The sequence below is a fragment of the Peribacillus sp. NPDC096622 genome (assembly GCF_044762665.1).
Taxonomy (GTDB): domain Bacteria; phylum Bacillota; class Bacilli; order Bacillales; family DSM-1321; genus Peribacillus; species Peribacillus frigoritolerans_B.
Map to the genome: position 1 here is coordinate 1 of NZ_JBIWES010000011.1, position 23785 is coordinate 23785.

A 23785-nucleotide genomic window follows, 5' to 3' on the forward strand; every position below is an offset into this window, starting at 1 on the left:
GTACATTATATGGTAAAATATGGAGTGATAACTGACTCCTTTATTTAACTATGCCTTCACGAAGCCTAACTGATCTGAACTCATTTCATTTACCCATAAGTCTAATTAAAAGGGTTGTGAAATCCTGCGAATAAGTGAGCATTCGAGAGATATTCGCATCAAACTGAGGGAGTTCAAGAAGGAAATTATCGAGAAATATAGAAACTAGTATTTACTACTTATGTGGGAGGATCTGTATGAAAAAGAAGATTTACATTGTCAGACATTGTGAAGCACAGGGGCAACCTTCGGAATCTCAATTAACAGAAAAAGGTTCGAAACAAGCGAAATATTTAGTTGATTTCTTCAGTAATGCAAAAATTGACCGAATAATATCGAGTCCCTTTTTGCGTGCTATTCAATCAGTAGAACCATTAAGTGAGAAAACAAATATTAAAATAGAGATTGATGAACGCCTCTCAGAACGAACACTAAGCACAACGGACTTACCTGATTGGTATGAAAAACTAAAAGCAACATTTAATGATATGGAATTAAAATTTGAAGGAGGAGAGTCAAGCCAAGAAGCGATGAATCGAATCGTAGATGTTGTAGAAGAAGTCTTTAAAAGTGGGACTGAAAACACAGTAATCGTCAGTCACGGAAATATAATATCCTTACTTTTAAAGAATTATAATCGTGACTTTGATTTTGAGAGTTGGGAAAACCTTAGTAATCCTGACGTTTTTCAAATAAACTGTATTAATAATGAAGTGATCTTGGAACGTATATGGGGTGAAGATAAAATGAATGGGTGTAGCGTGATCCTCTAGTAAGTATCGCGCAAATAAGATACCCGAAGGGAAAGTCTTATGCAAATTATTAGTGTTAGAGAACATCCAGAGTATAAAGAAAAAGCAATAAAATATTTTCAGTGCAAATGGGCAAACGAAAACAGTATGAAAGTATATGAGGCCTGTATTACACACAGCATAACAACGGATAGTCCATTTCCTATTTGGTATTTAATGGAGGATTCTGGTGAAGTTATTGGCTGCGCAGGTCTTATTAGCAATGACTAACGATGCGTTATTTTTTATATTAGGGGCTGATCATCAGCTCTTTTTTTATGGAACTATCTGGGCAGGTTAGTTCCATAAGAAATGATATTTATATGTTAATAATACAAACAAGATATTGAAAAGATTAAAAGTAAAAGAAGAAAATTTAATATAGGGGTCTACACATTGCCATCAATTTAAAGTTTTGTAGTACCCCTAGAACGAAATTTTGGACTCGGGCTTATGGTAGGACTCCTATTAGAAGTTGTATTTTAGTAAGAATTAATTAAAATTGTAAATGAAAGGGATTTTATTGTGGATTTAAGGCGATGGTAGGTTGGTAAAGATAAAACCTCCATTAAAATAATAAATTTCATTCTAAAATCTTTTGACCAAAGGAGGAACTTAAATGTATCGAAAAATTATGATTTTTCTTTCCCTGTATTTTATAAGTGCTTTTATTCTTTATTTTGTAATTGAGAAAACATCTTTTTTATTACCAGCAATCTTCCTTGGAGCATTAGCAGCACTAATCTTTTTAATAGGTTATCTTGCTTATTATTATTACACAAAAAAACAACAAAACAATTAATAAGAAAATAGTACATCATCCATCTAAATCTCACTTTATTTTACATAAAAGTAAGATTTTTTAGTTCTTTGATTTATACTATAATAGTATGTTAAAAACTAGGAGGCTATTTATGTTTAAAAAAGTATATATGTCAATGATGACCCTTGTTATTGTAGGTGGTGTTTCTGCTTCTTTTGCTAATGCTGAGACCCCTGAACCAAAAAAATGACAAGATTGATGAAGCTAGAGAGTATATCCTAAAAAAGTAAGGAGGAAACTATAAATTTTCTTGAAGATTTACAAAAAGTAAATCCTACTTTAGAAAATGTAGAAAAGACAATTGATAATGTGTGCTTCCCGTAGTGCGACAGTCGGTGGTACACCGTGGTCGTCGGAGTCAGACTAACGGATGGGCTCAAAGGCACCATAGTTCATCGACCTTCCTCTCCCAGCCGTAGAATTAGTATTGACTGTTCTGAACCATTTTTATTCTCTGTGGTGAAGCGCTGATTTTTGCGCTTCATGGATGGCTAACGGGTGCGTTAGCTGAAGATCTGGACTATTGGTAATTATATATGCTTATGATGCTGTTTAAGGAGTGAGATAAAATAATAAATTTATTAAGCTTTTCAAAAGTGAAGATATTAAAACTATCTGTTCATGCATTGTTAATAGGTGTTTTATTAACTTTAGTTAGTTTAATTGTCAATGATGTTATTTCAATTATTTTGAATGAAAGAATTACCTTGAATTTAATTTTTATTCATTTAATTATGGTTTTTTGGGTTTTGTGGGCAATACAAAATACAAAATATCAGAAATGATGAACTTGAGTTTAGTTAAATAAAGCATTTGTTATTCAGCTAACGGGTGCCTTACTTTCTCCAAGCTGTTGCACTCTCAAATACTGTTTCGGCATCTAGCGCTTCTCGGCCCATATTAGCAGCTTCTTTTACTCTCTCGTAAAAAGCTTCATATTCTTGTTCCTGATAGTCTATCGAAAACATCATGTTCAGGAACCCCATGATCTGGCATTTTCGGCTTCGCTTGATAATTAGCAACAATTTCTCCAAGGTGAGCATAATTCCTTCAGCAACGGAATCTATTGCTTCAGGAAAACTTTGACCAATCAGATGTTCTAATGGGGAACTTTTCGGCTGTTTTCCTTCAGGATCGTCAATTCTGCGCCACCATTTTAGTGCCTTTACAAGATTGACATAATGTTTAATAAATTGTACTTTGGAATGTGGACGTTGCTTGGTTAGTAATGTAAACATTCACAGGGTATAGACAGGGGGATAATTATGAATGTTATTCAAACCTGGGATCATGAAGTAATCGCAAAATTAAATCGAAATGTTCACAATCTGCATGCAAAACTATATCCTAAGTATTTTAAGGAATATAATTATAATGCAATGAAAGAAACCTTCAAAAATTTGGTTAAAAATAACAGTTTTGTTTTTCTGGTTATAAAAGATCATGAAGTACCAATCGGTTACGCATGGATTGAAATTAAAAACTATCCAGAAAGTGCTTTTAAAAATTAGTATAAATCAGTATATGTGCATCAGCTTAATATCGTTGAAAGTCAAGCCCATAAAGGCTACGGTAAAAAACTAATGAATGAGGTCTATGAAATTGCTAAAAAGAATGATATAGATTTAATTGAACTGGATTATTGGTTTGAAAACATAGCAGCAAAAGAGTTTTATAAGAAACAAAATTTTAAAAAATATAGGGAGTTTGCATTTAAACAGTTGTAAATCCTTTGTAAGATAATTCAAGAGGTTGAAGGAATTAATAAAAAAACCCCGATCCGGGGTTTTTTTAATTAATATCTTAACATTCTCCTCGAATAACTGGGGGGTTGAGGAACTCCACAAACAAAGCTTTGGGAATAACACTCTTTCACGATACTTCGGGTATGCGGTATATATGTGTTGAAGTGTTTATTCACGGTAGTTGTATGTGTCGGGTGAAAAACTGGAATCACAGTGTTAATGACATTGGTTTTAACATATTGCTTGGTCGGGGAGGTTTGAGATGGATTATATTGAGTATGCATTCTGTGAGGTGGGCAATATTGTGGTGGATATTGACCGCCTTTTGGATGCCCCCAGGGCTTATTATACATTTAAACACCTCCTGGATTTTTTTTGAAAGTCATTATTAGTTTATGATAATAAATGATAAAGGGACTGGTATAAATGCCTTTATCAAATATCCTGGGCATATCAAAATTTTCGCTCATTAAAAAAATTGATTAAACACTAATTTGAACGAATTTGGGCAATCGCTTGACGAACAAATGAATTGTGTCTTTTCCGCCATTTATTTTCCTTGCTCTTTTCCAAGCCCCATTCAGGAAATGTAGATAACCGTAAGGCGGCAAATAATTGCCAGTAGGGTAAGTTTGTAAAATTCACCTCCGGCATCATGGATTTATATTGATTGGTGAAGTCATTCATCGCTTGCATCCCAAAATGATATAAAATTTCGAGTTGACTATTGGCAAGGTCAGCCAAAGGGTCCCCTAAGCCTGAGTCTTCCCAATCAATTATGGAAACTAGTTTATCCTCTTTCCATAATATATTTCCTGGCCAATAATCGCCATGAAGGATCACTTCCTTATTCATGGAACGTAATGGCATGAAAGATTTTAGCAAATCTCTAATCAAGCTAAGATTTAATGTTTCGTCCAGGATTACCCTATCTTTATCATTTAACATCTCGATATATGTATTCCCTAATTTAGGCAGGAATGATAAAGCTAGTTTCGCACAATCAACACGGTGGATTTTTGCTAGATTGATTGCCAATTGTAAGATATGATCATTAAGATTTGAGGGCGTGAATTCTGACTTACCCTCAATAAACTCGATAAGTAAGCATGGCTTGGAAAAAATCTCGCAGGATTGCTCGAAGTAATATGGCATTGGTACAGGCAAGCCGGCAGCTTTCAATATCATTAAGAGCTTGTGTTCATTTGCTGCAATATTTGGATTCCGTTTATAGTCATTATCACCATGCTGACGAACGATCATTTTTACGATCCGCCCTGACGATTGTAATATTTCCAGTCCTGTCACCTGTGCAGAAATTCCGCCTATTAATTCCCATGCACGAATTAGCTTGTTTCCTTGATCCAACTTTTTAACTAATTGTTCAAATTTTCCATATTCATTTATCATACGATCTCTCCTTTTAAAATCCCGTACAATGTTTAGGGTTTAAAGTTCACATTCCCTCCATAGGATAAGTGTACAGTTTTTCTATAGCTTTCGAAAAAAATTCAAAGAATCCATTCAGCATTTTTTATAAATGAAACCCCTAGCTTGTTACACACGTAAAGTAATCTAAACAAAGTGGGGTGTGCTGACATTGAAAATAGAAAAATATAAAGTGGAAACACCAAAAGGGACGCTTCAATATAATATTAGTGGAAACGGCAAACCAAATATAGTTTTGATTAACGGTGGTTCTGGCCCGATAGAGGGTTGGATGAAAATACTGCCGGCAATTTCGGAGTCATCATCAGTATTTTCCTATAATCGTTTTGGTGTTGCTGGCAGTGATAAACCTAAGGAAAGCCAAGACGGGTTTAATATTGTTAACACTTTACGTGAAGTGTTAACAAGCGTGGGATTTGAACCTCCATTCTTATTGGTTGGACATTCGCTAGGCGGCCTATATGCTAATTTATATGCTCGCCTATACCCAAATGAAGTGGCGGGAATTGTTTTTTTAGAATCCAGTACCACGAAAGATAGCAGCCTTAATGAATATCAAGGCAAGGCAGTAAAAACCATTAATAAGCTGTTCAAGCTGTTTGATTCCTTGTCTTCACATCAACAATTCAATGAAGTTAATTTTGTGGGAAAAACTGTTGATCAAATCCATCAAACTGATACATTTCCCGAAATACCTGTATATGTCATTACTGGGGGACAAGAAAATCGAATGATGCCTGAGGAAGTTCGAAAAAAACGACTTGAGAATCAATTGGAATTACTTTCATTGACAAGAAACAGCAAACACATTGTCGCTGAAAAAAGTGGACATTTTCCGCAATTATCGGAACCGAATATAGTGATTGACTCAATCAAAGAATGTGCAGAAGCACTAAATAAAACAAACCTAAACCGATCCTTTTTGTAAAAGTATTTTTGTTAAAGTTGACTTTTTTTAAATCTCTCTATCTCCTTCCATCCCTTTGTTTTAAAGATGGCTTATTCTCCCAAAAAACTCCTGATGTGAAAGTGAAAAAAAAGAAGAAGTCTTTTTCAAGAAATTCTCGCCCATTGTGCAACTGTCATCATATAATGCCATAACACCTTTAAGGGTGTATTTTTTTTTGGAACTGCAGCCAAGAAGTAGAATTCTATATTATTTTGAAATTTCTTTATCCGATAGTTATGTGTACAAGCATTTGTTAATACGTAACATAAGATTAATAGAGGTGATAGAAATGGTAAAAGTATTTATTGATCCCGGCCATGGCGGTACGGATCCAGGCTCGGTGGGGAATGGATTGAGAGAAAAGGATTTAACTTTATCCATTGCAACTCGAATCAAAGACATCTTATTAATAGAATATAATAACGTTTCTGTGAAAATGAGCAGGACCCAAGATACCTACCCCTCCTTAAACGATCGTACGAATGCAGCGAACGCGTGGGGAGCTGACTTTTATCTCTCCATCCACATTAATGCCGGCGGCGGAACCGGGTACGAGGATTACATTTATACGTCCACAAACCAGATAACGAAAACGTATCAAGATCATATTCATTCAGAGGTCATGAAGCTTATCAACATCCAGGACAGGGGACAAAAAACAGGAGATTTACATGTACTCCGTGAAACGGACATGCCTGCACTCCTGACTGAAAATGGATTTATCGATAATGTCAATGACGCAGCCAAATTGAAAACGTCATCCTTTATCGAATCACTGGCTCGCGGACATGTAAACGGTTTAGTTAAATGCTTCAATCTTACAAAAAAAAGTACAGCTGTATACCACACTGTCGTTAGTGGGGATACAGTATATTCCTTAAGCATTGCTTATGGCAGTACGGTTCAGCAAATTAAAGATTGGAACGGTCTTGACAGTCAGTACACCATAACAGTAAACCAGAAATTGCGGGTGAAATGAATAATTAATAATTGACTGGTTAAATTATTTATAACTTCCAGAAGCAAACCACGCAGTAGGCCCTTCTCAAAAAGAGAGGGGCTTTTTTGGTTCAGGAATATGCATGTAATGAAATAACCATATACATTCTGCCATCCTGATTCGGTCCATTACTTCGATAATAGCGGTAGAAGTGTAAGGGGCAAATAATTTACACAGATGGCAAAAGAGGACTTGTGCAAATGGGAGTCACTTTCTGTGAGTATATATAATCGCAGTTTTCAGGAAACAAGCCTCTGACGGGATTCGAACCCGCACTCCTTTCGTAAGCATAGGCTAGGGGAGAACACGCTTCCCTACGGATTTTCACCGGCAGGAATTTCACCTGCCTCAGCGTAATTGCTTTTCGGTGCTTCTGAAACCCTTACCTTGCGACCCCTGTGGCTACAATGTTTTCCGGCGCTCTTCCCTTCTAGAGCTACAGAGGCAAATGCTTATCATCAATTATAAGATTCTTATATGAGGTTGTGAACCGAATATTAAAAATTAAGATAATTTTAATGCCCAATATAAACAATTTTATTCTTTTGCATGAAAGGAAAATATACTGATAGTTTCCAAATACATTCACTCAATGAAATAAGTAATCTGGGGATAACGGATATGATATATTTTAAATCACCGATAGATAATTGAAGGTGATCAATAGCGATTCCGGTTAGTTACGAAAATGATCGTTTTTCCTGAATTCATCAGTAGATGGTCAAAGAAAACTGATTCTGTAGGAATTGTATAAGGTGGTGATAAAGTTTTCATCGTTTGCGGGAAGTTGTTCGTATAGGCATAATGCCTTGGGGGTATTACGGTATCTTGGTTTCCAAATGGATAATTTTGCAATGAATTATTCCACTCACTATAATGTAAGGTATGCCTTTTTTTACGGGCTGACACACATTTAAATGGATTCTTTGTAAAGACAAATAAAAAAAACAATACTAAAAAGCACAAACCATGATGGCTTGTACCTAACATGCTACAGCGATTTAGTTGATGAACTGAAGGAATTGAATCTATGTATGGTTGCCCATTATTCATTTATTTTCCTTTCCGTAAAGAAACCCTCGAGTTGGATATTAATCGTATATTTTAATGGCTTGAACCACTTTTCCTAAAATACGGACTCTATCATTTTTGATGTTATAGGTTTTTTCTTCATAAAAAGGATCCGTGCTGCAGGGAGTGAGTGTGATGTTTTCTTCATTGATCTTCACTTTTTTGACTGTAGCATCGTGACCATTTACCAAGACCACACCAATTTTTCCGTTTTCGACGTAGGTTGTTTTTTCAACGAGAATCAATGATCCGTCTCTGAATTCTTTATTCATGCTATTGCCATTCACTCTAAGGAAAAAATATTCCTTATCCGATTTAAGCATCGAATTTAATGTCGGCATATAGGCTTCTATATATTCGTTGGTGAAATTAGGCTCTCCAGCAGTGATATTTCCGTAGACACCAATTAATCTTACGTTCTTTTCGTTTAGGAATTCCATTCCAGGATTATTTCTAACGATAGGTGCTCCTTCAATGAGGTGGGATAGCGGTATTTCAAAACAAGTGGACATCATGCTTAATTTATCCATTAAAGGTTTATTCCGTCCGGATTCCCAAGCTGATACTGCCGTAGGAGCCACTTTTAATATATTTGCCAAATCTTCTTGTGTCATTTTTCTTTCTTTTCTTAACATTTTGATCCGTTCACCAATGTGCATATTTCTTCACCTCTTACTTGAATATACACTATGAGTGAAAGCGAGTAAACTTAAAGTGCGTGAATTTTGCGAAAAAAATGTTGGTAACTATACTTCAAGTGTGATATTATTTTTTTTAGATAGGGGGTGACAAGATATGACAAGCGTTAAGTTCACACTTAAACAAGCCAGGAAGTATAAAGGATTAACTCAAGATGAAATGGCTAAAGTGCTGAAGATGGCCAAGAGGACTTACATTGACTATGAGCAATATAAGATTCCTTTGAGAATCGATAAGGCTTATTTATTTGCTGAATGTGTAGGATTCTCGATCGACGATATCATTTTTTTTGACCCTCAACTACACTTCAAATGTAGTTGAAAGTTCAATTGTACCAGCGTTTCTTCAACATGGTGGCGATTTGAATCCATGCACCCTAACTTCAATAAGACAAGATTCAAGTTATGATGGAAAGAAGGTGAACAAAGTGGAAAGGGAAATTAATTCTTTTGAAGTTTCATAGGATATGCTGCCATTAGCACATTTGTGAAATACGTGTTTGTAGTAAAAGGAGTAAAAATCCAAACTTCTTGGGAGTTCTTTAAAAAAGGGCCTGCAAATACTACTGAGGTCCCAATGAATGACAGCCAATTGCTGTGAAAGAAATTTATTTACTTAATGTATAGGACGGACTTCAAAACACCATGAATAGGAGCAATTGGACAATGGCAAATTCAAAGGAAAAAGTTAATCTGGATGAACAAGCCTTATCCTTTGCAGGATAAGGGCTTGTTCTTTTTTTTCTTGAATTGTGCATTCCGATTTCCTCCCTAAGTACGTCTTCCTTAAATGAAAAGATCTCATACATAAATGAATTGAAGGCAAATCTTCATACTTTATCTCCATTTTCAATGAAATTTCTTCTAGTTTTTTTCTCCCATCTTTATGAGGATAGCAGGTAATGGTATGCAAAAGTACAATTATATACTAATGAAGGGATGGGAAGGAGGGCATTGATAATTGGATGGGTTCGAAAAATATTCCACATGATATTGGAGGAGATAACAATTGAAAAGGAATGTAATCAATTATGTCGTTTTTCTTGTCCTCATTCTAACCATATTAATTATGGCTAAGCCAGACATTTCCTCAGCAGGAAAATTGAAGCCCCCCTCCGAAACTTTCAGTCCAGGGGATTGGTTTCTTGGAAGTATTCCTCCCAATCTTGATACAAAGAAACCACCGATCGTGTTTGTTCAAGGGAAAAACGGCAGTTCAACCAGCTGGTACGGTGAAACGGAATATCATGGTGTCAATGATATGTATACCAAAGCGTATGAAGCAGGCTACCAAACGGTTTTTGTTCAGCTTCATGACTCAGCTGGAAATGGATCAGTGAGCCAATATGCTAATGGAAGGCTTTTAGCTCAAATGCTTTCAGAAATCAGTAACCATTTCGGGGGCGAAAAAGTAAATATTATAGCTCACAGCAAAGGGGGCCCAGACACCCAAGCGGCTCTAGTACACTATGGAGCACACCAATATGTTGGACGGGTGATTACTTTAGCTTCCCCTCATCATGGTTCTCATCTAGCTGATTTGGCTTATAGCTGGTATGCGGGCTGGCTTGGTTCCTTATTAGGTCAAAAAGATGAGGGAACTTATTCTTTACAGGTTGGTAAAATGGCCGAATTTCGTTCTGTCACGGATAACCATGTTAACTCTCGTAAAAACTTATATTTCACTGTAGCTGGTATGAACAGAGGCCCAGTACTATCAGCCTTATCAATGGGTGGGCAATATTTATCTTCATATGGGGAAAATGATGGACTAGTCAATGTATGGAGTACAAAAATACCCTATGCAACACATTTATTTACGGATCCCAACTTTGATCACGACAATATTCGAGTTGGCTCAGCTGTATTTTCAAGAATTGAACCCTATTTAAGAAGCACTTCAACCGCTGGGATTCCTGAATATAATGTCAATTATAAAGAACGGGTTGAAGATGATGTCATTACAACCGCACTTGCTCAAACCGTTCTAGGTGATGTCCTGAAACAAAATGTCTGGGTCGAACAAAGCTTCCATGTAAATGAAGCGGCCCCAGGTAATATAAGCATATATACAGCCTCAAATGATGTGGAGGTTGAGTTGATTTCTCCATCCAATAAAAAGTATTCACCGTCCTTAAAGGTCCATTCAGCCAAAAAGGAAACCTCCTTTTTTAATGGTGCAACCATCCAGTCATTCTATAGAAATAACCTTGAAATTGGTGACTGGAAAGTACGAATGAAGACTAAATCACCAAAAGACGCCTACTTGTTCACAGCACAATTTAATGAAAAGAATCCCATTACATTTAGTATGGCCGGTAAAGTTAAGCAAAAAGATGCAAAGTTTTTAATAAAGAATCCAATGAATGGTAAAAAAAGACCAATCAGCACAACATTTTTGGTTCATCTGATAGATGAAACCGGTAATGAAATTAGTGAAAAAAACTCAATTAAGGTAATGGATACTGAAAATTTTACTGGTACCTTTCCAGAAGTACCTAAGTCAGGTGTTTATAATGTAACAATAGATGTCAAGGAAAAAAATGTGGATGGTACTGAAAGGACCCGGACGCTGATTCGTTCGGTCTATATTGAGAAATAGCGAAATGCCTTCTCTTAATTGAGAAGGCATTTTTTGGGGATGAAAAATGAGGGAGGTGCGATATGTTAGGGTTAACTAGGGTGATGGTAATTACGCAAATGGAAACAGCTTATAGAAGTATTTATATAACGGTTGTTAGATGGATATATTTAAAAATTGGTTCCCTGGAAATTATGCATAGCAATCAGAGATCTAACGAGCAAAGAAACAGCCATTTAGAAAATTGCTCATTATGCCCAGAAAAAATTAACAGGGCATATTGTGAAAAAGGGGTTTTTGTTTTCAACTCTTGCAAATTTCTCAACAAGTGCAGATTCAACAGTGGAATGGCTGAGGCGATCTTAACTTTATTAAAGTGAACCAATGATTAAGAGTGAAGAAATTTAATGGGAGGGGGATTTTAACCCACTCTTTTTTTATTTCGATGAGCTTTTTCAAAAGTACATATTACCAGAAAGGCGCTTGTATAACTTTCATCCGTTATAAAGGATGTTTAAATTTCCACGAAAACTTGATTCTATTAAAAAATTTTCAATATCTACTCTTCCATATGCATATTGAGAGAATAAGGTACATAAATTTAAACAAACAAAAAAAGCGCGGAAAGCGCTTTTAGTGTATTTGTCTATATAAGCCTATTACTTTTCCAAGAATCGAAACATCTCGTAAAATAATTGGTTCCATATTTGAGTTCTCAGGCTGAAGTCTTATGTAATCCGGTTCCTTAAAGAATCGTTTTACAGTGGCTTCATCATCTTCCGTCATCGCCACGACGATATCTCCATTATTGGCACTGCTTTGTTGTTTCACAATGACATAATCTCCATCATGAATTCCTGCTTCGATCATACTTTCACCCATGATTTCCAGCATGAATACATGGTCATCATGTGGAACCATGCTTTCGGGAAGCGGAAAGTATTCTTCAATGTTCTCAATGGCCGTTATCGGCATGCCCGCTGTTACTTTTCCAAGTAACGGCACGTTCACGACATTGGCTTTGGGAATATTGTTCGCTTCCTCCAAATTCATTATTTCAATGGCTCTTGGCTTAGTTGGGTCACGTCTAATAAGGCCTTTACTTTCCAGGCGGGATAAATGCCCGTGAACTGTTGAACTTGATGCAAGTCCCACTGCTTCGCCAATCTCCCGTACGGAAGGTGGATAACCTTTTTGGCGGACCTCTTCTTTAATGAAATCAAGAATATCTTGCTGCCGTTTTGATAGTTTTGTCATTTGTGCACCTCTTCCCCAATGTTCTTTGCTACATTATAGCATGGCGCCCAACTCTATACAAACATAAGTTCGAATTTTGTTGTTGACTGAAACAAACGTTCGTATTATAATTTGACCATAACATACGAACGAACATTCGCTTTGGAGGGATAATTATGAAAAAATTATACAAAAATTATATTTATACGATTCTATTAGCGGGATCAGTATTCATCTTTTCAATTTTATTCTCTTGTACACTGAACAATGATCAAAAAAAAGATTTCCTTTCTATAGAAGTAAGTGAAGGTGATACCCTATGGGGAATTGCCGAAGAATATGAAGAATCGAATTTGACAAAAAAAGAATTCATTGGTTGGATAGAAGAGCATAATGGAGTCAGGGCGGATTCGATAAAACCTGGTCAAGTCATTGTCATACCGGTTAAAGGGGAAGAACTTGTCCAGAATTTGGCCAGTGATCAGTAAGTAGTGAAGGTAGGGTATTATGAAGGCGGTAATCTATTGTAGGGTCAGCACCGAAAAAGAGTCACAGGAAACATCATTGGCAAGGCAGGAAGATGAATTGGTCAAATTGGCTGAAAAGATGGATGTGGAAGTTATCTCCATTATAAAAGAACAGGCAAGTGGTTATGAGTTGAATCGGGATGGCATTTTTGACATGCTCGAACTATTTAAAACCAAAGAAGCTGAAGTTCTATTAATCCAGGACGAAACAAGACTGGGAAGAGGGAATGCCAAAATAGCCCTATTCCATGTCATCCTTAAAGAAAATGTGAAAATTTATACGCTCTCACACGATGGGGAGCTGGAGTTATCGGATTCGGATGCCATGGTCATCCAGATAGTCGGCATTGTAGAAGAATATCAAAGGAAACTACATAATCTTAAAATAAAGCGCGGAATGATAAGAGCCGTTGAAAAAGGGTACCGTCCTCAAAAAAATCTTCAGAATCAAAGGAATTCCACTGGAAGGGACCGTATGGAGATTCCTATTGAAGAGATTATTAAACTTCGTGCCAATGGGTTGACATTCTCAGAAATCGCAGCCACATTAAGGGGCTTTGGATACAATGTATCTAAGGCTACTGTGAACAGGCGTTATCTCGAACATCAAATGAATACAAAGGAAAGTAAATCATAGAACTTGTAATTTCGCTTTTTTTTTAATACCATGACAATATCCGCAGAATATGAAGGAGCGAGATTATGTTATCAAAAGAAAAAATAGCCCGTATAAATGAACTTTCTAAAAAGGCAAAGGCCGAAGGTTTGACGGAAGTTGAGGCGAAAGAGCAAACCCAATTGAGAAGTGAATATTTGGAAACATTCAGAAAGTCCATGTCCGATACTTTGGAGCATGTGAAAGTCGTGGATCCAGAGGGTAATGACGTCACTCCTCAAAAGATAAAAAATATAAAAGAAAAAAGAAATTTACATTAATGCTTGGATTCTTCTGATGGAACATTCATTAGAGGATTCTTTGGCATTTTGGAGTAAAAAGAGAGTGCATTCATGTATGTATTCTCCTATTTAGTTTAATCTAAATAGGAGACTTCTTATTCCTAGAAAATTGTAATATTGGGGTATTAAATAGTGATTTTAGTTGTGATATTATGCTTGTCACTATAATATAAAGAGGTACATTACAGGAAGGGATGTTTTACGATATGTTAGATAAATTAGATGCACTTTCTATCAATACGATTCGTACATTGTCGATTGATGCAATTGAAAAGGCTAATTCAGGCCATCCAGGTATGCCGATGGGTGCAGCGCCGATGGCGTATAAACTATGGACCGAATATATGAACCATAACCCGAAAAATCCTGATTGGTTTAATAGAGATCGCTTTGTTCTTTCAGCTGGTCATGGGTCTATGCTGTTATACAGCCTTCTTCATTTATCGGGATATGGCTTATCTATCGATGATTTGAAAAGCTTCCGCCAATGGGGCAGTAAAACTCCAGGACATCCTGAATACGGACATACGGCTGGTGTAGATGCAACTACTGGGCCGCTTGGACAAGGTATCGCAATGGCAGTCGGAATGGCAATGGCAGAACGTCATTTGGCAGAAAGCTATAACCGAGATTCTTATAATGTTGTCGATCATTATACATATAGCATTTGTGGAGATGGAGATTTAATGGAAGGTGTTTCTGCAGAAGCCGCTTCATTAGCTGGACATCTACAACTCGGAAGACTTGTTGTTTTATATGATTCTAATGATATTTCCCTTGACGGCGACTTAAGTCAATCATTTAGTGAAAGCGTAGCGGACCGGTTCAAATCTTATGGATGGCAATATATTCGCGTTGAGGATGGGAACGATCTTCAGGAAATTGCTAAAGCGATTGAAGAAGCGAAAACCGACGATGCACGCCCAACATTAATAGAAGTGAAAACGGTTATTGGTTACGGTTCACCAAATCGTTCAGGTAAATCTGCTGTTCACGGCGCTCCGCTTGGTGCAGATGAGCTGAAATTGACAAAAGAAGCATACAAATGGACATTCGAAGAGGACTTCCATGTACCTGAAGAAGTGTATTCACACTTCAATGAAGCTGTTGTTGATGCAGGAGCTCAAAAAGAAGAAGCGTGGAATGAATTGTTTAAAAATTACAAAGAAGCTCATCCTGAGTTAGCACAGCAATTGGAACTTGCCATCAAAGGTGAACTGCCTGCTGAGTGGGATCAGGAAATTCCAGTCTATGAAGAAGGTAAGACATTAGCTTCCCGTGCTTCAAGTGGTGAAGTACTGAATGCGATCGCCAAAAAGGTCCCTAGCTTCATTGGGGGTTCTGCGGATTTAGCTGGATCTAATAATACTGCCATCAAAGGTGAGACAGATCTATTACCTGGTAATTACAGTGGCCGTAATATATGGTTCGGTGTACGTGAGTTCGCTATGGGTGCGGCTTTAAATGGTATGGCACTTCATGGTGGATTAAAAGTCTATGGAGGAACATTCTTCGTATTCTCTGATTATCTACGTCCTGCCATAAGAATGGCAGCACTAATGGGACTGCCTGTTAATTATGTGTTCACTCATGACAGCATTGCTGTAGGGGAAGACGGACCGACTCATGAGCCAATCGAACAATTGGCATCATTGCGCGCAATGCCTAACCTAGGTGTAATCCGTCCAGCTGATGGCAATGAAACGGCAGCAGCCTGGAAAGTGGCTATGGAGTCTACAAATAAACCAACTGCTCTTGTACTGACTCGTCAAGGGTTGCCAACTATAAAAGGTACTTCCGAAACAGCGTATGAAGGTGTTTCAAAAGGTGCTTACATCATCTCTGCTTCAAAGAAAGAAGTAGCCGATGCATTGCTTCTTGCAACTGGTTCCGAAGTGAACTTGGCTGTGGAAGCACAGAAAGCTTTAGCGAACGAAGGAATTGATGTTTCGGTAATCAGCATGCCATCATGGGATCGATTTGAAACTCAATCTAAAGAATATAAACAAAGCGTAATCAATCCGGCAGTGAAAAAACGTTTAGCTATCGAAGTGGCTTCACCGTTTGGCTGGGATCGTTATGCAGGTGATGAGGGTGAAATATTGGCCATCAATCATTTTGGAGCTTCTGCACCAGGCGGTAAAATCATGGAGGAATTCGGTTTCACTGTAGAAAATGTAGTTGCTCGTGTTAAGGAAATGCTTAAATAACGGTAATGCGGAACTGACACCAACTAGATTGGTGTCAGTTTTTTTATCAAAAACAATTCTATTTTATATTGAAAGTGCTCATATTCTAAAGCAAATCTTCCATTCGACAAAAAAAGAAGAAAATTTCTCCAGCAAACAACATATCTTTTTAGTTTGTCAATATATAATGAGAATAAATAAATTTCGTTTAAATGTGTCAGTTAAAGGGGAAAGTCATCAATGGTGGAAAATAGTGGAGAGGGTCCTGGTGGTAAGATGTTTTCGTGACAAAATAGGAAAGCTAGGAGGCATTGGCTGATGAGAACCTATCAAATTTATTTAATCGAAGATGAATTTGCCCATCATTATTATGGAAGAGAAAAGCTATTTTTCAATTTGTTTTTGGAGTATATTCAAGCAAGGGGCAGACTAAAGAGTATTTTGCAAAAACAAATCGAATATGTCACCAAAAAAGTCCCGACTATCCAGTTGCAGTTAGCTATAGAACAACGTTTGCAAAAAAAGATGAATTATTGGACTCAAAATGGAAAATACTATTTAGAAAAAACAAACGGATCAAGTAAAGCCGTTTTAATCATTCAGAATGATTCCATTACCCTTAAGGCTGAAGGAGATTACGAGGCGGAGACGGCTTTTTTTGAAAGTATTCGAAAATATGAAGCGAGTTTTTTGGCCATTGATTTTGAACATGAAAAATACGGCTGGTTAAAACCGATAAAAGAAAGAAAATTTGTCTAAATGGGGGACTTTTCGGTAGCGGGTATTGTATAATAACCTTTGGTCTAGTACACTGATGTTAGACAACACGAAGGAGGAAATAGTATGTGGGTTTACATTCTAGTTGGCGTACTGGCATTGATTGCTGGAGTAGTGCTGGGATTTTTCATCGCTCGTAAATACATGATGGATTACTTAAAGAAAAATCCGCCAATTAACGAACAGATGTTGAAAATGATGATGATGCAAATGGGTATGAAACCATCCCAAAAGAAAATTAATCAAATGATGAGCGCCATGAATAAACAACAAACAAAATAAGATAGCATGAAACCTTGATATATCAATGTTCTTGGAAGATTGGATGCAAAATTTTATATAATATCGAAATGGTTGATCCATTTAGACTGAATCCTTCCACCGATTTTATATAAAATTTTGGTTTATCTTTCATTTTTGTTTCTTAAGCCACTTTTTCTGAATGAATAATTCAGTAAAGGTGGTTTTTGTTTTTGATTGTAAGGTAAGTCCTCACTCTATGTGAGGGTTTTTTTAATTGGAAAGTTAACACGAAAAAAATATACTTGTCCACACTTTCTACAAAAAAGATGCATATATAGTATTAAGGAGGGGGATAGAATGATAAATGATTTTGTAAAAAAATGCATTGAGGATACTTGTAAAGTGTGGCTTCCTATATGTGAACATAAATTTGAACACAAATGTAAATTTAAAGACAACAAATGGGAATCAAAAATCAAATGGAAATCTAAATGTAAAAAATAAAAAATCTTTTCTATTAATCTTTTTATTTTAGCACTAAACCAATTAACCTGAATTGGTCGAGTGCTTTATTGTATTTATAAAGGTTAAAATTCGTTTCAGTAAAATCTAAAGCTGAAGAAAGAATTGAATCGTTGTCATTGATTGTGAATTTAATGTATTTATTAACTTGGGCAATAATAAAAGCGAAAAGTGGGTATTTCAATTAATAATAAATCGATAAAACATAGTTGAGGAAGCTGTTGAGTTTTTTGATTTGACTTTATCAACTGTAAATATTAATATTACAGTAATCTCCTTAAGGAGGATAAGTAAAGTGAATAGTGATTTTACAATAGCTGTGCATAGTTTGGTCTATTTAGCTTATCTACCAGATCATATGGCAAGCAGTGAGTCTATCGCAGAAAACGTTTGTACAAACTCGGCTAGGATTCGGAAAATGATGAGCAGCTTAAGAAAAAAGGGATTTGTTAAGACTAAAGAAGGTGTGGGCGGAGGCTATATTCTAGACTGTAACCCTGAAGAGGTAAGTTTGGCGGATATATATATAGCGGTCTCACATGGAACCCTGAAACCAAAGTGGTGTACAGGTGATCCTGAGAAAAAATGTGTCATATCTTCAAATACCCAGGTAGTCATGGATCAAATATTTGATGAAGCTGAATTATATTTTGAAAAATATTTAGAAGATATAACTCTCAGCACATTTTTGGAAAAAATTAAACAATGTCCGTGATATTGATTTAGTTTTTTCTTTGCACAAAATGTATATTTTATTAATACAGTTAATAACTATAGTTTTAATATTAAATGAACATAAAAGGGGTGCTAAGGAAATGGTTGAAAACAATCTATTCAAAAATGGGGATTGGGTACAGGGAAAATCAAGAGATGGGGAACTTATCCATGGTTTCGTTGAAACCGTAAGTGATAATCGAGAAATCGTTAAAGTGAATGTGGTTGAAAGTGACAATGAAAAAGTGGTTGGAAAATCGATTTGGATTCCGAGTAAATGGACTGAAAAACTGCCGGATCTAGAAATCAGTAACGAAACTCATCTTTTGGCCTTAATTGATCTGGCGTTACTTTCTAAAGATGAAACATGGTTTATGGAGTTATCCGGTAAATTGGAATCCATCAAAATCCACCCGAAAATAAGTGCCAGGAAATCAGAGGTTCTTATCCCGGGAAATAGAATTGCAAAACTTGATTTTAAATAAATGGTGAGTAAAGATCATAAATATTTCGGATAATACAAGGAGGAAATGATCATGACAATAGAACATGTTACAGATGATAATTTTGCTAGTGAGATCAAGGAAGGTTTAGTATTGGTTGATTTTTGGGCCCCGTGGTGCGGTCCGTGTAAAATGATTGCCCCAGTTCTTAGTGAAATCGATGAGGAAATGGGTGATCAGGTTAAGATCGTTAAACTTAATGTGGATGAAAATTCAGATACGACGAGCGAATATGGAGTGATGGGAATTCCAGCTCTTATTCTATTCAAAGATGGAGAAAAGGTAGATCAAGCTATTGGTTTCCAGCCAAAAGAAGCCATTTCGGCATTAATCGCAAAGTATGCATGATTATAATTATAATACGCGGATGATATTGTGAATGAAGGACTTATACTAACCAACGTGGGTAACAAAATGGAGGATTACTAAATGAAATCTCAATATACACCATTATTTGAATCGTTCAATTTAGGAAAGAAATTAGAATTGAAAAATCGATTGGTGATGGCACCTATGACAAATTTCTCTTCTAATCCTGACGGGACTGTAACCGACGCCGAAGTTAACTATTATGAACGTCGGTCAAGCGGGGTCGGTATGGTTATAACGGCATGTACTTACGTGACGGCTAATGGCAAAGGTTTTCATGGGGAATTTGGCGGAGATCAGGATGAATTGATACCTAGTCTAAGTCGTTTGGCATCAGCGATTAAAGCGAAAGGGGCAAAGGCAATTCTTCAGATTTTTCATGGCGGCCGAGAGGTTCCACCGGAATTGGTAAATGGGGATGTTGTCAGTGCAAGCAACATCCCATCGGAAGGCGAAGGGAAAGCGGTTCCGCGTCCACTATCTGAAAAGGAAATAGAATCAATCATTCTCGACTTTGGTGAAACCACCCGACGTGCCATTGAAGCGGGATTTGACGGTGTCGAGATTCACGGTGCAAATGGTTACTTGCTACAGCAATTTTTTTCACCTCATTCGAACCGTCGTGAAGACAAGTGGGGCGGTTCCCTTGAAAAGCGCCTGACTTTTCCATTAGCTGTTGTGGATGAAGTGAAAAAGGCTGTTGCTGAACATGCCAAGAATCCGTTCATCGTAGGATATCGTTTTTCACCGGAAGAGCCGGAATCACCAGGAATCACCATGGATGATACACTTGCATTAATTGATGGACTTGTAACAAAGGATCTGGATTATCTTCATGTTTCATTAATGGATTTCTGGTCGAAAGTAAGACGGGGAACCGATGTTGACCGACCTCGGATAGAAATCATTAAAGAACGTATCGGAGATCAAGTTCCCTTAATTGGTGTTGGTTCAATCTATACAGCGGATGATGCGATCAAAGCACTGCAATCGGGGATTCCGTTAATCGCATTAGGCCGTGAAATCATAATTGATCCTGAATGGGTACAAAAAGTGGAACAAGGCAGGGAAGCTGAAATCATGACAAAAATAAACAAAGAAAATCAGCAGCAACTTGATATTCCAGAACCATTATGGCAAGCGATCATCCACTCTCCAGGATGGTTTCCGGGGATTGAATAAACAGACGTTCATCTATTAGAGAAATAAAAAATGCATAATTTTCATATAACCCCGGTTAAGGAACACATATAAAAGTGTTCTTAACCGGTTTTTTTATGTTTATGGAAGAGTCATTTATATGAGTGAGAATCTAATAAGTGGTTTTGGAAATTGAATCCTTAAGAATGAATAACTGAGCATTCTATTTCTAAGCTGTTTCGGAAAATTAAAATGGGGAGAGATTTACGAATTTTCATTGACTGGCAATTAAGCTCAACGGCAGATACTTTCGGGAATTTTGGTGGGGAAAGGGGTTTTCTTTACGGAACGCGTGGAAAAGGTTAGGAAGGACGTTGGTAACACAAGAAGAGCAACCATTAATTAAAGGCTGCTTTCTGGTGTTATCTTCTTTTTAACAGAATAGCTAATATCAAAGATATTTGCAGTGAAATGATAAGTAAAAGTGACAATATAAAATGTTCAACTAAAGATGCATCATAGCTAAAGATAAAAAATAAGATCACTGATATGATTAGAATGAAAATGAAATTAATAATGATTTGCCTCATGGTCCCCCCTTTCTAACAACAGATCAAATGGACAGCGTTAATGCATATGACCTTGTATCTGTAGTTTTATTTGGTGTAATTGATAAACCGGCCGGATAGACTGACACGTACCAGAAATTCTTTTATGACCATACGTTATTTTAATGTTCATTTTCCCATTATTTGATGTAGGAACATATACGTATTGTCCGATATACCCTTTATGCTTTGATAACCAATAGAAAAATTCCTTAACAATGGGGAAAAAGTAAAAACACGGAGTGGTTTATCCAACTCCGTGTTTTTCATAATATGGGGATTATAAAACCCAAGCTTCCTTAAAATAGAAAGGAATCAAGTGAATATGGTCCAGCTCCGGTTAGCGCTATGCCAATCGCCACTGCAAGAATGGCAAGATTATATTCATAACCGTTTTGAGTTGCCCAGTAGCCATTTGCTCCATGGACTTTAACGATTGCAACGAGCATTGTAAGTGCAATTAATATACCTGCAAAGGGTGTAAGGAGACCTAAAGCAAATAAAGCTCCGCCAATAAGTTCAGATAGACCGGCAAATAGGGCCATGGTAACACCTGGCTTCATGCCAATCGAATCAAACCAGCCGCCTGTACCTTTCAAGCCATGACCGCCAAACCATCCAAATAATTTTTGAGCTCCATGTCCAACAAACGATAACCCTATTACTACACGTATAACCAATAAACCAATACCAATCATTTTATGATTCCTCCTGGAATGTATTTTGAATTTAGATATCTTTAAATCGAGATTTATGTCAAAAAAAACACAACAATATTATCTCGAGTTAATTTATCTTTAATTAAAGATAATATTTTTTGAGCGATTTGTCAAACACAATTTTTTATCATTTTTGAATGATTGCCGTCTAGGATAAGGAACGAGGATAGGAAAGGTTTCTTGGATGAATTAAAAATAAATACATTTTTTCTGTTTTTTTATTATAGGGGAGAAAAAACTGTTCCTTTTATTTGTAAGGCATATCTCTTAAACGAATGCTTCCCTGTAACATACATCTTACGCATAAATTACACACTGTTACTCGTGAGTTTTGCCACTGTGTTCGTGAATTTAGCTGATTTAGTCATGAATTCCGCGCATTTACTCGTAAATTTCCACTTTTACTCGTAATCATTATATATGAACTCAATTGAGACCGCCGTCGAGGATATAACAACATGCACACCAGGTGGCATAAGGGTAGGAAGTCTAGTGATCACTGTTCCGTTCGTACTGTTCTAATAGTGACAAACTATGCACCGACATCCGATGTTGATATTGCAAAAAGATTCATATTCATCATTTTAAATGGAAAAACAGGAAAACAGGCAGTGCCCATGGCGGTTGCCTGTTTTTTTATATGGTCATGCCTAAGTATCCTAATTGAGAAATAATGTAAAAAGGGGAAAGTGACAGCGAAATAAATCATATAATAACTTATGTGGTTATCAATGGGAGATGTACTGGATTAAAGATTTGTACCGGTTTTATAAAAAAGTTCATTATATTTATTTAATAATTGATCAAGTTGCTGGCTATATTCAACGGCAACATGCGAGTTTAAACCATCTTTAGCGACAATTTTGATAAGTTCATTTCTCTTTAATTCAATCTGTTCGAGAAATTCATTCTTTTTAGCCATTATATTTCCTTTCTGGCCCCAACGTTTATTACAAGGTACCCTTAATTTATGTGTTCGTTGTAAAATCTGTATGAATATAACAATTATATCGGCTTGGACTAATGAATTCAAATAAGTTAACTTAGCCCGTCGCCCTTCCAGTTATAAGCAATTGGTTGTCATGAAATATTCACAGTTCCATAAATGTATTTTTTTATCTTATTTGTTACAATGTTTATAGGTTGACATACATAGGAGTGAGCTTATTTGAATGATATTAATATGTTTTTAGCTTTTGGGGCGGGATTCCTGAGTTTTATTTCGCCATGCTGCTTACCGCTATATCCGGCCTTTTTATCTTATATCACTGGAATGAGTGTTGGCGAAATCAAATCCGAGAACGCCATGCTCCAAAGAAGGAGCATGCTGCATACTTTATTCTTTCTTCTTGGGTTTTCCCTGGTTTTTATTGCAATAGGTTTTAGCACATCATACCTAGGTTCTTTTTTCTCGGATTACAAAGAATTAATTCGTCAGATTGGTGCCATCCTGATTATCATTTTTGGCTTATTCATTGTAGGAATCTTTCAGCCGAAATCTCTGATGAAAGACAGTCGTTTTGAATTCAAGAACCGACCTAGCGGATATATAGGTTCCATTCTTATTGGACTTGCCTTTGCCGCTGGATGGACCCCTTGTGCAGGTCCGCTGTTAGGTGCTGTCATTTCATTGGGTGCTACTAATCCTAGTGCTGCCATGAGCTATATGACTGCCTATATTTTAGGATTTGCCATACCGTTCTTCATATTATCCTTCTTTGTCGGAAAATTGAAATGGATCAAAAAGTACAGCCAATACATCATGAAGATTGGCGGATACTTGATGATTGTAATGGGTGTGATTTTGTTTTTTGATTGGATGACCAAAATAATTGCAGTCCTGTCTAGACTATTCGGTGGCTTCACAGGTTTTTAGTCCATAATAAGTTATTTTTTCAATAAAATTCTAGTTGATTGCCTGCTATTAGGTGATATGGTGTCAATTTCGTTGACTTTGGGTATAAGGTCAGTCACAAATAAAATGGTCGACGAAGGCTATGGAAGCCGGGGCGCAAGGTTTAATCGTCAAGCCTTTTGTCAATGGCGGGGTATTGGAAGCATCAAAAGCGAGCTTAATTAATAACACCTCCTTGTTTATCTCAAATAGGTAATATATACTTTGTTTATAAATTGAA

At 36.6% G+C, this 23785-nt stretch carries 27 protein-coding genes; 20 read left to right on the plus strand and 7 right to left on the minus strand.

Annotation, left to right across the window (positions count from 1 at the left end; genetic code table 11):
• Positions 1-236 precede the first annotated feature (236 nt).
• From ACIQYG_RS18470 to ACIQYG_RS18480, 3 genes are all read left to right on the plus strand, one after another.
• Positions 237-812: a histidine phosphatase family protein gene (locus tag ACIQYG_RS18470; protein ID WP_402840737.1), complete on the plus strand. Its 576-nt coding sequence runs from the start codon at positions 237-239 to the stop codon at positions 810-812.
• 39 nt (positions 813-851) lie between these two features.
• Positions 852-1061: a hypothetical protein gene (locus ACIQYG_RS18475; protein WP_402840739.1), complete on the plus strand. Its 210-nt coding sequence runs from the start codon at positions 852-854 to the stop codon at positions 1059-1061.
• Positions 1062-1449: 388 nt separating this feature from the next.
• On the plus strand, positions 1450-1632 hold the full coding sequence (locus ACIQYG_RS18480) for a hypothetical protein (RefSeq protein ID WP_100533861.1): 183 nt from the start codon (positions 1450-1452) through the stop codon (positions 1630-1632).
• 857 nt (positions 1633-2489) lie between these two features.
• Here the strand turns inward: ACIQYG_RS18480 and ACIQYG_RS18485 are convergent.
• Entirely contained in the window at positions 2490-2891 is a 402-nt protein-coding gene (locus ACIQYG_RS18485) for a hypothetical protein (protein WP_402840742.1), read from the minus strand.
• A 27-nt stretch (positions 2892-2918) separates the two neighbouring features.
• Between ACIQYG_RS18485 and ACIQYG_RS18490 the strand changes: the two genes are divergently transcribed.
• Positions 2919-3164 carry a hypothetical protein gene (locus tag ACIQYG_RS18490; RefSeq protein ID WP_402840745.1) on the plus strand — a complete coding sequence of 82 codons (246 nt, stop codon included), beginning with the start codon at positions 2919-2921 and terminating at the stop codon, positions 3162-3164.
• 15 nt (positions 3165-3179) lie between these two features.
• Positions 3180-3380, plus strand: coding sequence for a GNAT family N-acetyltransferase (locus tag ACIQYG_RS18495; RefSeq protein ID WP_402840748.1), 201 nt, complete (start codon positions 3180-3182; stop codon positions 3378-3380).
• Positions 3381-3448: 68 nt separating this feature from the next.
• Here the strand turns inward: ACIQYG_RS18495 and ACIQYG_RS18500 are convergent, their stop codons facing one another.
• Together ACIQYG_RS18500 and ACIQYG_RS18505 are read right to left on the minus strand one after the other, a co-directional pair.
• Positions 3449-3682 (minus strand): CotD family spore coat protein, encoded by a 234-nt coding sequence (locus ACIQYG_RS18500; RefSeq protein ID WP_402841151.1) that lies wholly within the window; start codon positions 3680-3682, stop codon positions 3449-3451.
• A gap of 205 nt (positions 3683-3887) precedes the next feature.
• Positions 3888-4808: an aminoglycoside phosphotransferase family protein gene (locus ACIQYG_RS18505; protein ID WP_402840751.1), complete on the minus strand. Its 921-nt coding sequence runs from the start codon at positions 4806-4808 to the stop codon at positions 3888-3890.
• 190 nt (positions 4809-4998) lie between these two features.
• On the opposite strand from ACIQYG_RS18505, the gene ACIQYG_RS18510 reads away from it, so the two are divergent.
• Together ACIQYG_RS18510 and ACIQYG_RS18515 are read left to right on the plus strand one after the other, a co-directional pair.
• Positions 4999-5775 carry an alpha/beta fold hydrolase gene (locus ACIQYG_RS18510; RefSeq protein ID WP_402840753.1) on the plus strand — a complete coding sequence of 259 codons (777 nt, stop codon included), beginning with the start codon at positions 4999-5001 and terminating at the stop codon, positions 5773-5775.
• 310 nt (positions 5776-6085) lie between these two features.
• Positions 6086-6775, plus strand: coding sequence for an N-acetylmuramoyl-L-alanine amidase family protein (locus ACIQYG_RS18515; RefSeq protein WP_402840756.1), 690 nt, complete (start codon positions 6086-6088; stop codon positions 6773-6775).
• 1112 nt (positions 6776-7887) lie between these two features.
• Here the strand turns inward: ACIQYG_RS18515 and ACIQYG_RS18520 are convergent.
• Positions 7888-8526 carry a LexA family protein gene (locus tag ACIQYG_RS18520; protein ID WP_402840759.1) on the minus strand — a complete coding sequence of 213 codons (639 nt, stop codon included), beginning with the start codon at positions 8524-8526 and terminating at the stop codon, positions 7888-7890.
• Positions 8527-8662: 136 nt separating this feature from the next.
• Between ACIQYG_RS18520 and ACIQYG_RS18525 the strand changes: the two genes are divergently transcribed.
• Both ACIQYG_RS18525 and ACIQYG_RS18530 read left to right on the plus strand, forming a co-directional pair.
• Positions 8663-8887 carry a helix-turn-helix transcriptional regulator gene (locus ACIQYG_RS18525; RefSeq protein ID WP_402840762.1) on the plus strand — a complete coding sequence of 75 codons (225 nt, stop codon included), beginning with the start codon at positions 8663-8665 and terminating at the stop codon, positions 8885-8887.
• 747 nt (positions 8888-9634) lie between these two features.
• The gene (locus tag ACIQYG_RS18530) at positions 9635-11167 is read left to right on the plus strand and encodes an esterase/lipase family protein (RefSeq protein ID WP_402841154.1); all 1533 of its coding nucleotides are present in this window, start codon (positions 9635-9637) and stop codon (positions 11165-11167) included.
• Positions 11168-11779: 612 nt separating this feature from the next.
• Here the strand turns inward: ACIQYG_RS18530 and lexA are convergent.
• Positions 11780-12403: a transcriptional repressor LexA gene (gene lexA / locus ACIQYG_RS18535; protein WP_048685959.1), complete on the minus strand. Its 624-nt coding sequence runs from the start codon at positions 12401-12403 to the stop codon at positions 11780-11782.
• 155 nt (positions 12404-12558) lie between these two features.
• Between lexA and yneA the strand changes: the two genes are divergently transcribed.
• The 10 genes from yneA to ACIQYG_RS18585 all read left to right on the plus strand — a co-directional run bounded on the left by yneA (position 12559) and on the right by ACIQYG_RS18585 (position 20365).
• Positions 12559-12870 carry a cell division suppressor protein YneA gene (yneA, locus tag ACIQYG_RS18540; RefSeq protein ID WP_402840766.1) on the plus strand — a complete coding sequence of 104 codons (312 nt, stop codon included), beginning with the start codon at positions 12559-12561 and terminating at the stop codon, positions 12868-12870.
• Between the two features lie 19 nt (positions 12871-12889).
• The gene (locus ACIQYG_RS18545) at positions 12890-13546 is read left to right on the plus strand and encodes a YneB family resolvase-like protein (RefSeq protein ID WP_402840769.1); all 657 of its coding nucleotides are present in this window, start codon (positions 12890-12892) and stop codon (positions 13544-13546) included.
• Positions 13547-13611: 65 nt separating this feature from the next.
• Entirely contained in the window at positions 13612-13845 is a 234-nt protein-coding gene (locus ACIQYG_RS18550; RefSeq protein WP_063592970.1) for a DUF896 domain-containing protein, read from the plus strand.
• Positions 13846-14072: 227 nt separating this feature from the next.
• On the plus strand, positions 14073-16076 hold the full coding sequence (gene tkt / locus ACIQYG_RS18555; protein ID WP_402840773.1) for a transketolase: 2004 nt from the start codon (positions 14073-14075) through the stop codon (positions 16074-16076).
• 297 nt (positions 16077-16373) lie between these two features.
• Entirely contained in the window at positions 16374-16814 is a 441-nt protein-coding gene (sirA, locus tag ACIQYG_RS18560; RefSeq protein ID WP_402840776.1) for a sporulation inhibitor of replication protein SirA, read from the plus strand.
• Positions 16815-16898: 84 nt separating this feature from the next.
• Positions 16899-17114 carry a YneF family protein gene (locus ACIQYG_RS18565; RefSeq protein WP_034312934.1) on the plus strand — a complete coding sequence of 72 codons (216 nt, stop codon included), beginning with the start codon at positions 16899-16901 and terminating at the stop codon, positions 17112-17114.
• Between the two features lie 778 nt (positions 17115-17892).
• Positions 17893-18312 (plus strand): RrF2 family transcriptional regulator, encoded by a 420-nt coding sequence (locus ACIQYG_RS18570; protein ID WP_034312932.1) that lies wholly within the window; start codon positions 17893-17895, stop codon positions 18310-18312.
• A 100-nt stretch (positions 18313-18412) separates the two neighbouring features.
• Positions 18413-18796 (plus strand): IDEAL domain-containing protein, encoded by a 384-nt coding sequence (locus ACIQYG_RS18575; protein ID WP_402840779.1) that lies wholly within the window; start codon positions 18413-18415, stop codon positions 18794-18796.
• Between the two features lie 51 nt (positions 18797-18847).
• On the plus strand, positions 18848-19162 hold the full coding sequence (gene trxA, locus ACIQYG_RS18580; RefSeq protein WP_402840782.1) for a thioredoxin: 315 nt from the start codon (positions 18848-18850) through the stop codon (positions 19160-19162).
• 81 nt (positions 19163-19243) lie between these two features.
• Entirely contained in the window at positions 19244-20365 is a 1122-nt protein-coding gene (locus tag ACIQYG_RS18585) for an NADH-dependent flavin oxidoreductase (RefSeq protein WP_402840785.1), read from the plus strand.
• 865 nt (positions 20366-21230) lie between these two features.
• Here the strand turns inward: ACIQYG_RS18585 and ACIQYG_RS18590 are convergent.
• Both ACIQYG_RS18590 and ACIQYG_RS18595 read right to left on the minus strand, forming a co-directional pair.
• A complete protein-coding gene (locus ACIQYG_RS18590; RefSeq protein ID WP_214749530.1) occupies positions 21231-21629 on the minus strand; it encodes a DoxX family protein in 399 nt (132 codons plus the stop codon).
• Positions 21630-22398: 769 nt separating this feature from the next.
• Positions 22399-22572: a Spo0E family sporulation regulatory protein-aspartic acid phosphatase gene (locus ACIQYG_RS18595; protein WP_402840788.1), complete on the minus strand. Its 174-nt coding sequence runs from the start codon at positions 22570-22572 to the stop codon at positions 22399-22401.
• Between the two features lie 246 nt (positions 22573-22818).
• Here ACIQYG_RS18595 and ACIQYG_RS18600 point away from each other — a divergent pair, with 246 nt between their 5' ends.
• Positions 22819-23526 (plus strand): cytochrome c biogenesis protein CcdA, encoded by a 708-nt coding sequence (locus tag ACIQYG_RS18600; protein ID WP_402840790.1) that lies wholly within the window; start codon positions 22819-22821, stop codon positions 23524-23526.
• Positions 23527-23785: the final 259 nt, after the last annotated feature.

What these genes read in the sequence shown, in the direction of transcription:
- ACIQYG_RS18525 (WP_402840762.1), top strand. Translation starts at nt 8,663, where the DNA reads ATGACAAGCGTTAAGTTCACACTTAAACAAGCCAGGAAGTATAAAGGA.
- ACIQYG_RS18595 (WP_402840788.1), bottom strand. Translation starts at nt 22,572, where the DNA reads ATGGCTAAAAAGAATGAATTTCTCGAACAGATTGAATTAAAGAGAAAT.
- tkt (WP_402840773.1), top strand. Translation starts at nt 14,073, where the DNA reads ATGTTAGATAAATTAGATGCACTTTCTATCAATACGATTCGTACATTG.
- ACIQYG_RS18585 (WP_402840785.1), top strand. Translation starts at nt 19,244, where the DNA reads ATGAAATCTCAATATACACCATTATTTGAATCGTTCAATTTAGGAAAG.
- ACIQYG_RS18545 (WP_402840769.1), top strand. Translation starts at nt 12,890, where the DNA reads ATGAAGGCGGTAATCTATTGTAGGGTCAGCACCGAAAAAGAGTCACAG.
- yneA (WP_402840766.1), top strand. Translation starts at nt 12,559, where the DNA reads ATGAAAAAATTATACAAAAATTATATTTATACGATTCTATTAGCGGGA.
- ACIQYG_RS18485 (WP_402840742.1), bottom strand. Translation starts at nt 2,891, where the DNA reads ATGTTTACATTACTAACCAAGCAACGTCCACATTCCAAAGTACAATTT.
- ACIQYG_RS18500 (WP_402841151.1), bottom strand. Translation starts at nt 3,682, where the DNA reads ATGCATACTCAATATAATCCATCTCAAACCTCCCCGACCAAGCAATAT.
- ACIQYG_RS18590 (WP_214749530.1), bottom strand. Translation starts at nt 21,629, where the DNA reads ATGATTGGTATTGGTTTATTGGTTATACGTGTAGTAATAGGGTTATCG.
- trxA (WP_402840782.1), top strand. Translation starts at nt 18,848, where the DNA reads ATGACAATAGAACATGTTACAGATGATAATTTTGCTAGTGAGATCAAG.
- ACIQYG_RS18530 (WP_402841154.1), top strand. Translation starts at nt 9,635, where the DNA reads ATGGCTAAGCCAGACATTTCCTCAGCAGGAAAATTGAAGCCCCCCTCC.
- ACIQYG_RS18505 (WP_402840751.1), bottom strand. Translation starts at nt 4,808, where the DNA reads ATGATAAATGAATATGGAAAATTTGAACAATTAGTTAAAAAGTTGGAT.
- ACIQYG_RS18565 (WP_034312934.1), top strand. Translation starts at nt 16,899, where the DNA reads ATGTGGGTTTACATTCTAGTTGGCGTACTGGCATTGATTGCTGGAGTA.
- ACIQYG_RS18490 (WP_402840745.1), top strand. Translation starts at nt 2,919, where the DNA reads ATGAATGTTATTCAAACCTGGGATCATGAAGTAATCGCAAAATTAAAT.
- ACIQYG_RS18480 (WP_100533861.1), top strand. Translation starts at nt 1,450, where the DNA reads ATGTATCGAAAAATTATGATTTTTCTTTCCCTGTATTTTATAAGTGCT.
- lexA (WP_048685959.1), bottom strand. Translation starts at nt 12,403, where the DNA reads ATGACAAAACTATCAAAACGGCAGCAAGATATTCTTGATTTCATTAAA.
- ACIQYG_RS18515 (WP_402840756.1), top strand. Translation starts at nt 6,086, where the DNA reads ATGGTAAAAGTATTTATTGATCCCGGCCATGGCGGTACGGATCCAGGC.
- ACIQYG_RS18520 (WP_402840759.1), bottom strand. Translation starts at nt 8,526, where the DNA reads ATGCACATTGGTGAACGGATCAAAATGTTAAGAAAAGAAAGAAAAATG.
- ACIQYG_RS18550 (WP_063592970.1), top strand. Translation starts at nt 13,612, where the DNA reads ATGTTATCAAAAGAAAAAATAGCCCGTATAAATGAACTTTCTAAAAAG.
- ACIQYG_RS18475 (WP_402840739.1), top strand. Translation starts at nt 852, where the DNA reads ATGCAAATTATTAGTGTTAGAGAACATCCAGAGTATAAAGAAAAAGCA.
- ACIQYG_RS18575 (WP_402840779.1), top strand. Translation starts at nt 18,413, where the DNA reads ATGGTTGAAAACAATCTATTCAAAAATGGGGATTGGGTACAGGGAAAA.
- sirA (WP_402840776.1), top strand. Translation starts at nt 16,374, where the DNA reads ATGAGAACCTATCAAATTTATTTAATCGAAGATGAATTTGCCCATCAT.
- ACIQYG_RS18470 (WP_402840737.1), top strand. Translation starts at nt 237, where the DNA reads ATGAAAAAGAAGATTTACATTGTCAGACATTGTGAAGCACAGGGGCAA.